Here is a 12053-nt window from a genome sequence, read left to right as displayed (position 1 = left end):
CTTCGCTTCGCCCGGGAATGGCACTCTTGTCCGGGGTCGCGCTCGCCGATCCCGCGACCCCTCGGAAGCGCCTCCCCATGACCCTCGCGATCGACAGCAACGACCCGGCCATCCGGGCCCATGCCGAGGCCTATCGGCAGGCTTCATCCGCAAAGCGCCGGCAGGCTATGATCGGCATCGCCGTCTTCATCGCCTGCGTGCTTTTGTCCGCACGCGGGGCGGAGGTCGATCTCGCCAAGTTCTTCGAGAACATCCACCGCTTCCCGAAATATATCTACGAGACGCTGCCGACGCTGCGCCTCTCCAGCCTCGGCGCAGATCTCTCCGAATGGTACTGGGGCCTCAAGGGCTGGCTGAAGCTGCTCTGGCAGACCGTGCTGATCGCCTATGTCGGCACGATCCTCGGCGTTGCCGGCGCCTTCCTGTTCTGCTTCGCCGCCGCCGCCAATCTCGGCCGCGCCTCCTGGCTGCGCTTCGCGGTACGCCGCTATCTCGAATTCTGCCGCACCGTTCCCGAGATCGTCTTCGCGTTGATCTTCGTCATCGCCTTTGGCCTCGGCCCGCTGCCCGGCGTGCTCGCCATCGCGATCCACACCATGGGTGCGCTCGGCAAGCTCTTCTCCGAGGTCGTCGAGAACATCGACCTGAAGCCGGTCGACGGTGTCACCGCTTCCGGCGGAAGCTGGTGGCAGATCGTGCGCTTCGCCGTCGTGCCGCAGGTGCTCTCCAATTTCGCCAGCTACGCGCTGCTGCGCTTCGAGATCAATGTCCGCGGCGCCTCGATCATGGGTTTCGTCGGCGCCGGCGGCATCGGCCAGGACCTGATCGAGGCCATCCGCAAGTTCTATTTCACCGATGTCAGCGCCATCCTGCTGCTGATCATCGTGGCGGTCATGCTGATCGACTATGCCACCGAGCGGCTGCGCCACGCCCTCCTCAGCCTGGAGCATGGCCGATGAGCCTCGCCCTCTCGACGGCCGAGCGCGCCGACATCCTGCGCCGCCACGATGCCGCCATCCGCGGCTCGTTCAGGACGAAGCTCGCGACCATCGGCACCATTGCCGCGCTCGCCGGCTTCTTCGTCTACGGGCTGACGACGCTCGAAACCTCGCTCTGGAAGATCATTGCGGGCTTCGGCAATCTCGGCACCTTCGTCATGCTGATGCTGCCGCCCGATCCCGGCTCCTGGGCGCGCGCCGTCATCTTCGTGAAGGCGCTGTTCGAGACCATCGCCATCGCCTTCCTCGGCACGATCCTCGCCGCCATCCTCGCCCTGCCCCTCGGCTTCATCGCGGCGCGCAACGTCGTCGCCAACCGCATCGTGCATTTCCTCGCCCGCCGCTCGCTCGACACGGTGCGCGGTGTCGATGCCCTGATCTGGGCGCTGATCTGGGTGAATGTCGTGGGTCTCGGCCCCTTCGCCGGCATGCTCGCGATCATGACCAGCGATCTCGGCGCCTTCGGCAAGCTCTATTCGGAAGCGATCGAGGCGGCCGACCGCAAGCCGGTCGAGGGCGTATCCTCCGTCGGTGGCGGCAAGGCCCATGAGATCCGCTTCGGCCTCCTGCCGCAGGTGCTGCCGGTGATCGCGAGCCAGGTGCTCTATTTCATCGAGTCGAACACGCGCTCCTCGACCATCATCGGCATCGTCGGCGCCGGCGGCATCGGCCTCTATCTCGCCGAGACGATCCGGACGCTGGAATGGCAGCAGGTCTCCTTCCTGATCCTGCTGGTCCTCGCCGCGGTCTCCGCCATCGACTTCCTGTCGAGCAAGCTGCGCTTCGCGATCATCGGCCGCCGGGCGAGCTGAAGCGTCCCTCTCCGCTCAAGGAGAGGGCGTTTCCCCGAACGGCTCGATCACCATCTCCACGCGCTCGGCGGCAAAGACGCTGCTCACGAGATGCACCGGTGTCAGGTCCGGCAACGCATCGACCGCCGTCGAGATCATCACGGCCGCTTCGGGCGCAATCTCCAAAAGCTCCGCCTCGCTTTCGTCGGCAAGCCGCGCCGTCAGGCGCGTCGACAGGCGGACGTAATCCGTGATGCCGTAGACCTTGAAGGCTGCCGTGATCGATCCGCCGGCCTCGCGATAGGCCTTGTCGAAATCGGGAAAGCGCTCGACCGAGAGCCAATGCGTGCCCGTCCCCATCGGCACGCCGTCCGCCATGCTGACACCCTGCACGCACCAAAGCGGCGTCCCGGCCTTCAGCTTGAGTGCCGTGCAGGCAGCCGCCTCGCCGACGACCACCTCGGCCGAGAGCATGCGGCTCGTGCCGGTGATGCCGAGCTTGCCCATGTTGGTGCGCATGCTGACGCGCCGGCCGATCGGATAAGGCAAGCGTGGAGCCGTTACCTGCGTGCCGCGCCCGCGTGAGACCGTCACCAGGCCCTGATCCGCCAGATGCCGAAAGGCCTGCCGCACCGTATGGCGATGCACGCCGTAACGCTCCGCAAGCGCGACCGAGGCCGGCAATGTGTCGCCGAGCTTGTATTCGCCGCGCCCTATCGCCTGCGCCAGCTCGTCGGCGATACGCCGCCAGGCTGTTCCGCTGTCGCGCTCCGCAAGTGCGGTATCCGTCATCGAATTGTCGCTCAAAAAGTATAGACCTTTGCCATCAACTCCCCTAGCATAGTCTAGACATTCGGAACTGACCAGCGAGCCCGCGCCGATGACTCCAAAAACCTCGAGGCAAAGCTGGATGGCGACGCTGGCGCGTGCCTCCCGCAGCGAGATCGAAACCCTGCTCGGCGATCCGCCGGACCACGACCTGCTCAAGGCGCCGGAGACCGGCACCGTGATGGTCGAGGGCCGCGCCGGCGGCGCCGGACGCCGCTTCAATCTCGGCGAAGCCACCGTGACGCGCTGCGTCGTACGCCTCTCCAACGGACGGATGGGCTTCTCCTATGCGCTCGGCCGCGACGGCCGGAAAGCGCGGCTCGCCGCACTGCTCGACGCCCGCCTCCAGGACGAGGCCGAGGGCAGCGGCCTGCATCGGGGTATCGCGACACTCGCCGCGCAGCAGGCATCGGCCCGCGACCTCGCCTCGCGCAAGGCGGCGGCGACCAAGGTCGATTTCTTCACACTGGTCCGGGGTTCCTGATGTCGGCTGAAACCATGATCGCTCCCGGCTTCTCAGATCCGGTCTTCCAGTCGCAGGCCGCCTTCCGCGCCCTGCTCGCAGCGCTCTCCGAACCCGGCACGTTGCAACAGGTCGCGGGCGAGATCGCGCCGCCGGAAGGTCTGGCGACCGCGACGGCCACCGCCCTGCTGACGCTCGCCGATTACGAGACCCCGGTTTGGCTGCCGGAAGCCCTGCGCAACGGCCCAGCCGGCGCCTGGCTGCGCTTCCATTGCGCCGCCGCTCTCGTCGACGATCCCACTGAGGCCGCCTTCGCGGTCATCGATGGTGCAGCCGATCAGCCCAAGCTCTCCGCCTTCAATCTCGGCACGGACCAGTTCCCGGATCGTTCGACCACCGTGATCGTGCAGGCAGCCGCGCTGGAAGGTGGCCCTGCCTTCACCCTCGCCGGCCCCGGCATCCTCGGCTCGCGCAATATCGCGCCGCAAGGCCTGCGCGCCGGCTTCATCGATGAGTTGCGCGAGAACGGCGCACTCTACCCGCTCGGCGTCGATGTCTTGTTCGCTCATGGCGAGGGCCTGATCGGCCTGCCGCGCTCGACACAAGTTGAGGAGGCTTGCTGATGTACGTTGCTGTCAAAGGCGGCGAAGCCGCCATCCTCGCCACGCATGATCTCGTTGCCGAGGCGCGCCGCGGCGACCCAGCAGTGCCGGAAATCTCCGTAGCCCAGATCCGCGAGCAGCAGGCTCTGGCCTGCGCCCGCGTGATGAACGAGGGCTCGCTCTACGATCAGGACCTCGCTGCGCTGGCGCTTAAGCAATCGCAAGGCGACGTCATCGAAGCGGCCTTCCTGATGCGCGCCTATCGCACCACGCTGCCGCGCTTTGGCTCGTCCGAGCCGCTCGACACGGCCGCGACGGCGATCCGCCGCCGCGTCTCGGCGACCTACAAGGACCTGCCCGGTGGGCAGGTGCTCGGCCCGACCTATGACTACACCCATCGCCTCTTCGACTTCGCCCTGATGGACGAAGCTGGCGAAGCCGCGCCTCGCACGGCCACTGCCCCGCTCGACGCCACCATGCCGCGCGTGCCCGACATTCTCGGCGCCGAGGGGCTTATGGAAGCCGAGGAGCCACCGGAAGGCGATCCGCGCCCCTTCGACCTCACCCGCGATCCCGTTTCCTTCCCGGCCGATCGCGATGTGCGCCTGCAATCCATGGCGCGTGGCGACGAGGGCTTCCTGCTCGGCCTCGGCTATTCCGTGCAGCGCGGCTTCGGCGGCACGCATCCCTTCGTCGGTGAGGTCCGCGTCGGCGAGGTCGCGGTCGAGTTCGTGCCGGAGGAGCTCGGCTTCGCCGTTGATCTCGGCGACGTCACCCTGACCGAATGCCAGATGGTCAACCAGTTCCAGGGCTCGAAAGAGGTGCCGCCGCAATTCACCCGTGGCTACGGCCTCGTCTTCGGCCATAGCGAGCGCAAGGCGATGTCGATGTCGCTGGTCGACCGCGCCCTGAAGGCGCGCGATTTAGGCGAGGCGACGAACTACCCGGCGCAGCAGGACGAATTCGTCCTCTATCACGCCGACAATGTCGAGGCGGCCGGCTTCGTCGAGCATCTGAAGCTGCCGCACTATGTCGATTTCCAGGGCGAACTCGAACTGATCCGCCGCATCCGCAAGGAGCGGGAAGAACGGCTCGCAAGCGAGCAGGCCAAGCTGCCGGAGGCTGCGGAATGACGATCCATCAGATGCCGGCGGACGATAGCAAGCCGGCTTACAACTACGCTTATCTCGACGAGCAGACCAAGCGGATGATCCGCCGCGCCTTGCTCAAGGCCGTCGCGGTACCCGGTTATCAGGTGCCGTTCGGCTCCCGCGAAATGCCCTTGGCCCGTGGCTGGGGCACCGGCGGTATCCAGATCACCGCCGCGATCATCGGCCCGGCCGATACGCTCAAGGTGATCGACCAGGGCGCCGACGACACCACGAATGCCGTCTCGATCCGCAGGTTCTTCGAGCGCACCGCCGACGCCCGCACCTGCGAGGCGACGGACGAGGCGACGATCATCCAGACCCGCCACCGCATTCCGGAAGCGCCACTGAAGCCCGGCCAGGTCATGGTCTATCAGGTGCCGATGCCCGAGCCGCTGCGCCGTCTGGAGCCGCGCGAGGCCGAGACCCGCAAGATGCACGCCTGGGCCGAATACGGGCTGATGCAGGTCAAGCTCTACGAGGACATCGCGCGCTATGGCGAGATCACCAAGACCTATGACTACCCGGTCATGGTCAACGACCGCTACGTGATGGCGCCCTCGCCGATCCCGAAATTCGACAATCCGAAGATGCACATGTCGCCGTCGCTGCAATTGTTCGGCGCCGGTCGCGAGAAGCGCATCTACGCGCTGCCGCCCTATACCAGCGTGCGCAGCCTCGATTTCGAGGACCACCCCTTCCGCATCCAGAGCTGGACGCAGCCCTGCGGTTTGTGCGGCGCGGACGACAGCTATCTCGACGAGGTCGTGATCGACGACCAGGGCGGGCGCATGTTCGTCTGCTCCGACAGCCATTATTGCGAGACCCGCCGGGCGGAAGGCCATCGCGGCACGATGCTGGGTGACGCGGCCACGAGCGGCCTGGTCGAGGAGACCACCCCATGACCCTGCATGTCGCAGCGGCCGAGATCGCGCTCGAACCCGCCCCCCTGCTCTCCGTCGACGGCGTTAGCCGCTTCTATGGCGAGCGTATCGGCTGCGCCGATGTCTCCTTCGATCTCTGGCCGGGCGAGGTGCTCGGCATCGTCGGCGAATCCGGCTCGGGCAAGTCGACCCTGTTGCGCTGCCTCGCCGGCATCGACAAGCCCGACGCGGGCGAGGTGCTGTTCAGGGGCGGAAGCGAACCGCTCGATATCTACTCGGTCTCCGAGCAGGAGCGCCGCCGCCTGATGCGGACCGCCTGGGGCATCGTCCACCAGAACCCGCGCGACGGCCTGCGCATGGACGTCACCGCCGGCGGCAATGTCGGCGAGCGGCTGATGGACCGCGGAGACCGGCATTACGGCCAGATCCGCGAGCGCGCGCTCGACTGGCTCAGCCGCGTCGAGATCGCCGGCGCCCGCATCGACGACCGGCCGCGCCAGTTCTCCGGCGGCATGCAGCAGCGCCTGCAGATCGCCCGCGTGCTGGTCTCCGAGCCGCGCCTCGTCTTCATGGACGAGCCGACCGGCGGCCTCGACGTCTCCGTGCAGGCCCGCCTGCTCGACCTGTTGCGCGTGCTGGTGCGCGACCTCGGCCTCGCCGCGATCATCGTCACCCATGACCTCGCGGTGGCGCGCCTCCTGACCGACCGCCTGATGGTGATGAAGGACGGCCGCGTCGTCGAGCAGGGCCTGACCGACCAGGTCCTCGATGATCCCCAACACGCCTATACGCAGCTTCTCACCTCGGCGGTGCTGAGTGTGTGATCTCGCGTCACACCCTCGTCACCTCGCCGGCACAAGGCACTGACCCCATGACCACGATGATTCAGGTCGAGAACGTCGCCAAGACCTTCACCCTGCACAACCAGGGCGGAGCGTGTCTGCCCGTCTTCGACAACGTCAATTTCCACGTCGAGGCCGGCGAGGCGCTGGTGCTGGCCGGCGCGTCCGGCGCCGGCAAGTCGAGCCTGCTGCGCATCCTCTACGGCAACTACAGGCCTACGAGCGGCGCTATCCGCATCACCCATGCCGGCCGCCCCGTCGACATCGTCGCCGCCGTCCCGCGCACCGTGCTCGACATCCGCCGCCGCACGCTCGGCTTCGTCTCGCAGTTCCTGCGCGTCATCCCGCGCGTCTCGACGCTCGATATCGTGCGCGACCCCTTGCTGGCACGCGGCGCCACACCTGACACGGCGACCGAGCGCGCCAAGGCCATGCTCGCCCGGCTCAATCTGCCGGAGCGGCTGTGGAACCTCGCCCCCGCAACCTTCTCCGGCGGCGAGCAGCAGCGCGTCAACATCGCCCGCTCCTTCGTCGATCCCTCCGCGATCATGCTGATCGACGAGCCGACCGCCTCGCTCGATGCCGCCAACCGCGACGTCGTCGTCGATCTCATCGCCGAGGCGCGCGCCGCCGGCTCCGCCATCGTTGGAATTTTCCATGACGAGGCGGTTCGCGAACGCGTCGCGACGCGCTATCTCGACATCACCGCTTTCCGGAAGGCCTGACGATGCAGACCGTTCTCACCAATGCCAAGCTGATCCTCGAGAACGAGGTCGTCACCGGCACCATCGCCTTCGACGCGAGCGGCATCACCGCCGTCGACCAGGGCAAGTCGTCACTGCCGGGCGCCATCGATGTAGGCGGCGACTATGTCGCGCCCGGCCTCGTCGAGATGCACACCGACAACATGGAAAAGCATTTCATGCCGCGCCCGAAGGTCTTCTGGCCGAACGGGCTCGCGGCGGCGCTGGTCCATGACGCACAGATGGCGGCTGCCGGCGTCACCACCGTCTATGACGCGGTCTGCGCCGGCACGCCCTTCTCCGCCAAGGACTACCGCAAGGACATCTTCTCCGACGTGATGAAGTCGCTGGCCTATGGCAAGCGCGAGAACGTCTTCCGCATCGACCACCGCATCCACATGCGCTGCGAGCTGACGAGCCCGGGCCTGCTTGAAGACATTGCCCCCTATCAGGACGACGAACTGGTCCAGCTCGTCTCGCTGATGGACCACACGCCCGGCCAGCGCCAGTGGCGCGATCTCCAGCACCTCAAGACCTATGCCGTCGGCAACGGCAAGACGGTCGCGGAATTCGAGGCGGACGTCGAGGTGCGCCAGCGCGAAGGCGCTGCCAACGTGGCGAAGAACTGGCAGGCCGTGGTCGACATCTTCCGCGCACGCGGCATCCCGCTCGCCACCCATGACGACACGATCCCCGAACATGTCGAGGAAGGCGTCGCTTCAGGCGCGGTGATCTCGGAATTCCCGACCACGGTCGAAGCCGCCGCCGCCGCCAAGCAGGCCGGCCTCGCCACGGTCGCCGGCGCGCCGAACGTCGTGCGCGGCGGCTCGCATTCCGGCGGTGTCTCGGTCTCCGAGCTGGCCGAGAAGGGCCTGCTCGATGGCCTCTCCTCGGATTACGTGCCGGCGAGCCTGCTCCAGGCCGTGGTCAAGCTCAATGCCGACCATGGCATCGCACTGCCGGAAGCGATGGGCATGGTCACCTGGAAGGTCGCCGATATCCTCGGCCTCCGGGATCGCGGCCATCTCAAGACCGGCCTGCGCGCCGATCTCGTTCGTTTCAAGGTACTGGGCGCGACGCCGGTCATCGCCGCCGTCTGGTCGCAGGGCGAGCGCGCATTTTGAGCAAGCCGCGCTACGCCGTCTATTACGCCCCCGCCGCCGACAGCGCGCTCTGGCGCTTCGGCAGCGCGACTCTGGGCTATGACGCGCTGACCGGTGAGGACCTGCCTTTCATGGTCCCGCCGGGATGCGATCCGGCCACTTGGCCGAGTTTCACCGAGGAGCCGCGCCGCTACGGCTTTCATGCCACGCTGAAGGCCCCCTTCGAGCTCGCCGACGGCCGCAGCGAGGAGCAGTTGCGCGCCTTCGCCCGCAACCATGCCGCCGGGCTCGATGCCGTCGAACTGACAGGCCTGAGCATCACCGCACTCGGCTCCTTCGTGGCGCTGACGCCGTCCGAGCCGAGCGAGGCCTTGCAACGCTTTGCCTTCGCCACGGTGCAGGCCTTCGAGCTGTTCCGCGCGCCGCTCTCCGAAGCCGACAAGGCCCGGCGCCTGAAAAGCCCGCTGACCCCCGCGCAGCACGCCTATCTCGAAGCCTATGGCTACCCCTATGTCGGCGACGCCTTCCGTTTCCACATGACGCTGACCGGTTCGTTGCCGGCCGAGCATGCGGGACCGGTGAAGCAGGCGCTCGAAACGGCCTATGCCGCGGCCGCCCCGTCTGGCCCGGTCAGGATCGACCGCTTCGCACTGTTCCGGCAGGGCGATCGCGCCGGCCGCTTCCGCCTGCTCGATTCCTATTCGTTCGGCTAGGAGCGATGTCGTCCGAGCGCGCGCAGGACGGCCAGAAGCTCATCGGCGGCCTCGGCGACGCTGCGGTCGTTCAGGATGGTGACGATCTCGGCGCGCTCCGCCGTCAGCGGCGCCTCGCGCTTCAGCCGGGCCGCGATATCGGCCTCGCTCTCGCGCCCGCGTGCCGCCAGCCGTTGCGCCAATACCGCGATCGGGGCGGTAATGTTGAGCACCACGACGCGCTCCGCCAATTGCTCGGCCACAGCGATCGCAGCGCGCGAGACATTGACGATCACCACGGCGCCCGCGCCGATACCGGAAAGCTCCGACGCCGGAATGCCGTAGCTCAGACCATGCGCCTGCCAGCTCAGTGCCAGCCCGCCATCGGCCTTGATCGCGCGGAAGCCGGCCTCGTCGCAGGAATCGTGGTCCTCGGCGCCGGCCATCGCCGGCCGGGTGATCAGGCGGCGGGCGAAGCGATAGCCGGGATTGCCAGAAAGGCCCGCCCGCGCCGCCTCCATCAGCGTGTCCTTCCCCGCCCCGGAAGGACCGACCACGAGAACGAGCACACCCGCCGCTGCGGGGATCGCGATATCGGAAGAGGATGAGGACATGGCCGCTAAGAAGCTGGGACTCGAACCGCTGATCGACCCGACTGCCCAGGTGAGGCAGGCGACGCTCGGCCGCTACACCGCGATCGGCGCGCGCACCATCTTCGCCGAGTCGACGATGGGGGACTACTCCTATGTCGTGAACGACGCGAATGTCATTTACACGACAATCGGCAAATTCTGCTCGATCGCGGCGATGACCCGGATCAATCCCGGCAACCATCCGATGCACCGCGCCAGCCAGTCGCATTTCACCTATCGCGCCGCGGCCTATTTCGACGATGCCGAGGATGACGAGGCCTTCTTCGACTGGCGCCGGGCGCATGCCGTCACCATCGGGCATGACGTCTGGATCGGCCATGGTGCAATCGTGCTCGCCGGCCGCTCGATCGGCACCGGCGCGGTGGTCGCGGGTGGCGCCGTCGTCACCAAGGATGTCGCGCCCTACACCATCGTCGCAGGCAATCCGGCCAGGCCAGTCCGGCGACGATTCGCTGAAGAAATCGCGACCAGGTTGCAGAATCTCGCCTGGTGGGACTGGGATCACGTCAGGCTGCGGGCCGCCCTCGATGATTTCCGGCACCTTTCCGTCGAAGGTTTCCTGGAGCGCTACGAATAAGCGTTTCGGGCGCTGTATTCATTTGAAATCGCAAATATTTTTGCCCCGAAAGGCCTCTCGGTCGCGCCGGTCATGACGCATAGTACGCGCCACCCCTGTAGAAATTGACCCAGATCAATACATGCTCTCATAGGTTGTTAATCTTGTTGGCCCATGGTCGGCCTCCGGCGGGAGCAGTTTCCGCCCGAGGCTGGGGACCTCCTGATGTCGGCAACAGATCATCTCGGCAAGCGGCTTGCCTTCATGCAGCTCGGCCCGGAGGCGCAGGCGCGCATCCGCGATGTCGGCGACGCCTTGGGAACGGCCGTTCCCGGCGCGCTCGACGCCTTCTACGCGCAGTTGCGCGCCTTCCCGGAAACCAAGGCGTTCTTCAGCAACGAACAGCATATCGAAGGCGCCAAGCAGCGTCAGGCCAGGCATTGGGGCGGCATCGCCACCGGCAAGTTCGACGAGAACTACATCGGCGCCGTCACCCAGGTCGGCAAGGTCCATGCCCGCATCGGCCTGGAGCCACGCTGGTATATCGGCGGCTACGCGCTGATCCTCGAGAAGCTGCTTGCCGGCGTGCTGGAGGCCCGCTGGCCGAAAAACGCGCTGGGCAAGCGCATGCCCGGCGCGGTCGAGCGTTCCGCCGAGATCGGCGCCATCGTCAAGGCGGCGCTGCTCGACATGGATTACGCCATCACCGTCTATCTCGAAGCCTCCGAGGAAGCCCGGCTCAAGGCCGAGGCCGAGGCCCGTGCCCTCGAACAGGCCAAGGCGGCCGAGCGCGACCAGGCCATCGCCTGCGTCAGCCAGAGCATGGCAGCGCTCGCCGAGGGCGACCTGACCTATCGCATGAGCGCCGAGATCCCGGCCGAATATTCGGAGATCCGCGATCATTTCAATGGCGCGATGGCGCGTCTCCAGGAGATGGTCGGCACGATCAAGGCGACGTCCGCAGCGATCGCCTCCTCCTCGCAGGAGATCAGCACCGGCGCGCAGGATCTCTCGATGCGCACAGAACAGCAGGCCTCGGCCCTTGAGGAGAGCGCGGCGACGACCGAACAGCTCGCGGCTTCCGTCAAGACCTCGACCCAGGCCTCGCGCGAATCCGTCTCGCTGGCCGACGAAGCCGCCAATGTCGCACGCACCGGCGGCGATATCGTCCGCGAAGCCGTCGAGGCGATGGCGCGGATCGAGGGCGGCTCGAAGCGCATCTCGGAGATCACCGACGTGATCGACGGCATCGCCTTCCAGACCAACCTGCTGGCGCTCAATGCCGCGGTCGAGGCCGCCCGAGCCGGCGATGCCGGGCGCGGCTTCGCCGTCGTCGCCGCCGAGGTCCGGGCACTGGCCCAGCGCTCGGCCGGCGCCGCCAAGGACATCACCGGCCTGATCTCCTCCTCGGACGCGGAAGTCGCCGAGGGCGTCAGGCTCGTTCGCCAGGCCGGCGAGACGCTGGACCGCATCGTCGCAGCCTCCGCCAAGGTCTCAAGCACCGTCGAGGAGATCGCATCCGCTTCCAGCGAGCAGGCCAACGGCATCGACGAGATGAGCCAGACCGTCAGCCATATGGACGAGATCACCCAGCAGAACGCGGCTCTCGCCGAGGAAAGCGCCGCCTCGGCACGCGTCCTGCTTGACCAGATCGATCAGCTCAACCGGCTGGTCGCGGCCTTCCGGACCGAGCAGGGCGGAGCCGCCGCCACCATGAGCGCGGCTCGGCGACGCGCGGCCTGATTAACCC

Annotated in this window: 14 protein-coding genes; 12 read left to right on the top strand and 2 right to left on the bottom strand. The window is 67.2% G+C overall.

Annotation, left to right across the window (positions count from 1 at the left end; translation table 11 throughout):
- The first annotated feature begins 77 nt into the window (after nt 1-77).
- Nucleotides 78-959: a phosphonate ABC transporter, permease protein PhnE gene (gene phnE / locus Q9235_RS15100; RefSeq protein WP_306222583.1), complete on the top strand. Its 882-nt coding sequence runs from the start codon at nt 78-80 to the stop codon at nt 957-959.
- Nucleotides 956-1810, top strand: a complete 855-nt coding sequence (gene phnE, locus Q9235_RS15095; protein WP_306222582.1) for a phosphonate ABC transporter, permease protein PhnE — start codon at nt 956-958, stop codon at nt 1808-1810. Before phnE (Q9235_RS15100) ends, phnE (Q9235_RS15095) begins: the two co-directional genes overlap by 4 nt.
- Nucleotides 1811-1825: 15 nt before the next feature.
- Here phnE (Q9235_RS15095) and phnF read toward each other — a convergent pair whose 3' ends face one another.
- A complete protein-coding gene (gene phnF / locus Q9235_RS15090; protein WP_306222581.1) occupies nt 1826-2581 on the bottom strand; it encodes a phosphonate metabolism transcriptional regulator PhnF in 756 nt (251 codons plus the stop codon).
- 118 nt (nt 2582-2699) lie between these two features.
- On the opposite strand from phnF, the gene phnG reads away from it, so the two are divergent.
- From phnG to Q9235_RS15050, 8 genes are read left to right on the top strand one after another with little or no spacing between them, the layout of a single operon-like run.
- Nucleotides 2700-3101 carry a phosphonate C-P lyase system protein PhnG gene (gene phnG / locus Q9235_RS15085; RefSeq protein WP_422678196.1) on the top strand — a complete coding sequence of 134 codons (402 nt, stop codon included), beginning with the start codon at nt 2700-2702 and terminating at the stop codon, nt 3099-3101.
- Nucleotides 3101-3703 carry a phosphonate C-P lyase system protein PhnH gene (gene phnH / locus Q9235_RS15080; protein ID WP_306222579.1) on the top strand — a complete coding sequence of 201 codons (603 nt, stop codon included), beginning with the start codon at nt 3101-3103 and terminating at the stop codon, nt 3701-3703. Before phnG ends, phnH begins: the two co-directional genes overlap by 1 nt.
- Complete coding sequence (locus tag Q9235_RS15075) at nt 3703-4815, top strand: carbon-phosphorus lyase complex subunit (protein ID WP_306222578.1); 1113 nt, start codon at nt 3703-3705, stop codon at nt 4813-4815. Before phnH ends, Q9235_RS15075 begins: the two co-directional genes overlap by 1 nt.
- On the top strand, nt 4812-5735 hold the full coding sequence (locus tag Q9235_RS15070; RefSeq protein WP_306222577.1) for an alpha-D-ribose 1-methylphosphonate 5-phosphate C-P-lyase PhnJ: 924 nt from the start codon (nt 4812-4814) through the stop codon (nt 5733-5735). Before Q9235_RS15075 ends, Q9235_RS15070 begins: the two co-directional genes overlap by 4 nt.
- On the top strand, nt 5732-6538 hold the full coding sequence (phnK, locus tag Q9235_RS15065; protein ID WP_306222576.1) for a phosphonate C-P lyase system protein PhnK: 807 nt from the start codon (nt 5732-5734) through the stop codon (nt 6536-6538). Before Q9235_RS15070 ends, phnK begins: the two co-directional genes overlap by 4 nt.
- Nucleotides 6539-6585: 47 nt before the next feature.
- Nucleotides 6586-7281, top strand: a complete 696-nt coding sequence (phnL, locus tag Q9235_RS15060) for a phosphonate C-P lyase system protein PhnL (protein ID WP_306222575.1) — start codon at nt 6586-6588, stop codon at nt 7279-7281.
- A gap of 2 nt (nt 7282-7283) precedes the next feature.
- Nucleotides 7284-8423 (top strand): alpha-D-ribose 1-methylphosphonate 5-triphosphate diphosphatase, encoded by a 1140-nt coding sequence (locus Q9235_RS15055; RefSeq protein ID WP_306222574.1) that lies wholly within the window; start codon nt 7284-7286, stop codon nt 8421-8423.
- The gene (locus Q9235_RS15050) at nt 8420-9115 is read left to right on the top strand and encodes a DUF1045 domain-containing protein (protein WP_306222573.1); all 696 of its coding nucleotides are present in this window, start codon (nt 8420-8422) and stop codon (nt 9113-9115) included. The genes Q9235_RS15055 and Q9235_RS15050 overlap by 4 nt, the downstream gene beginning before the upstream one ends.
- Here Q9235_RS15050 and phnN read toward each other — a convergent pair.
- The gene (gene phnN, locus Q9235_RS15045) at nt 9112-9708 is read right to left on the bottom strand and encodes a phosphonate metabolism protein/1,5-bisphosphokinase (PRPP-forming) PhnN (protein ID WP_306222572.1); all 597 of its coding nucleotides are present in this window, start codon (nt 9706-9708) and stop codon (nt 9112-9114) included. The two genes, Q9235_RS15050 and phnN, sit on opposite strands and share 4 nt — an antisense overlap.
- Between phnN and Q9235_RS15040 the strand changes: the two genes are divergently transcribed.
- On the top strand, nt 9707-10324 hold the full coding sequence (locus Q9235_RS15040; RefSeq protein WP_306222571.1) for an LbetaH domain-containing protein: 618 nt from the start codon (nt 9707-9709) through the stop codon (nt 10322-10324). The two genes, phnN and Q9235_RS15040, sit on opposite strands and share 2 nt — an antisense overlap.
- Nucleotides 10325-10528: 204 nt before the next feature.
- Nucleotides 10529-12046 (top strand): globin-coupled sensor protein, encoded by a 1518-nt coding sequence (locus Q9235_RS15035; protein ID WP_306222570.1) that lies wholly within the window; start codon nt 10529-10531, stop codon nt 12044-12046.
- Nucleotides 12047-12053: the final 7 nt, after the last annotated feature.

Source organism: Bosea beijingensis (assembly GCF_030758975.1).
Classification (GTDB): Bacteria; Pseudomonadota; Alphaproteobacteria; order Rhizobiales; family Beijerinckiaceae; genus Allobosea; species Allobosea beijingensis.
Note: the sequence above shows the minus strand (reverse complement) of the source record. Positions and strands in the feature narration are given on the sequence as shown.

Coding starts and splice junctions, on each gene's coding strand:
- Q9235_RS15075 (WP_306222578.1), top strand. CDS start 3,703: ATGTACGTTGCTGTCAAAGGCGGCGAAGCCGCCATCCTCGCCACGCAT.
- phnE (WP_306222583.1), top strand. CDS start 78: ATGACCCTCGCGATCGACAGCAACGACCCGGCCATCCGGGCCCATGCC.
- phnL (WP_306222575.1), top strand. CDS start 6,586: ATGACCACGATGATTCAGGTCGAGAACGTCGCCAAGACCTTCACCCTG.
- phnE (WP_306222582.1), top strand. CDS start 956: ATGAGCCTCGCCCTCTCGACGGCCGAGCGCGCCGACATCCTGCGCCGC.
- Q9235_RS15070 (WP_306222577.1), top strand. CDS start 4,812: ATGACGATCCATCAGATGCCGGCGGACGATAGCAAGCCGGCTTACAAC.
- phnG (WP_422678196.1), top strand. CDS start 2,700: ATGGCGACGCTGGCGCGTGCCTCCCGCAGCGAGATCGAAACCCTGCTC.
- Q9235_RS15040 (WP_306222571.1), top strand. CDS start 9,707: ATGGCCGCTAAGAAGCTGGGACTCGAACCGCTGATCGACCCGACTGCC.
- Q9235_RS15055 (WP_306222574.1), top strand. CDS start 7,284: ATGCAGACCGTTCTCACCAATGCCAAGCTGATCCTCGAGAACGAGGTC.
- phnF (WP_306222581.1), bottom strand. CDS start 2,581: ATGACGGATACCGCACTTGCGGAGCGCGACAGCGGAACAGCCTGGCGG.
- phnN (WP_306222572.1), bottom strand. CDS start 9,708: ATGTCCTCATCCTCTTCCGATATCGCGATCCCCGCAGCGGCGGGTGTG.
- phnH (WP_306222579.1), top strand. CDS start 3,101: ATGTCGGCTGAAACCATGATCGCTCCCGGCTTCTCAGATCCGGTCTTC.
- Q9235_RS15035 (WP_306222570.1), top strand. CDS start 10,529: ATGTCGGCAACAGATCATCTCGGCAAGCGGCTTGCCTTCATGCAGCTC.
- phnK (WP_306222576.1), top strand. CDS start 5,732: ATGACCCTGCATGTCGCAGCGGCCGAGATCGCGCTCGAACCCGCCCCC.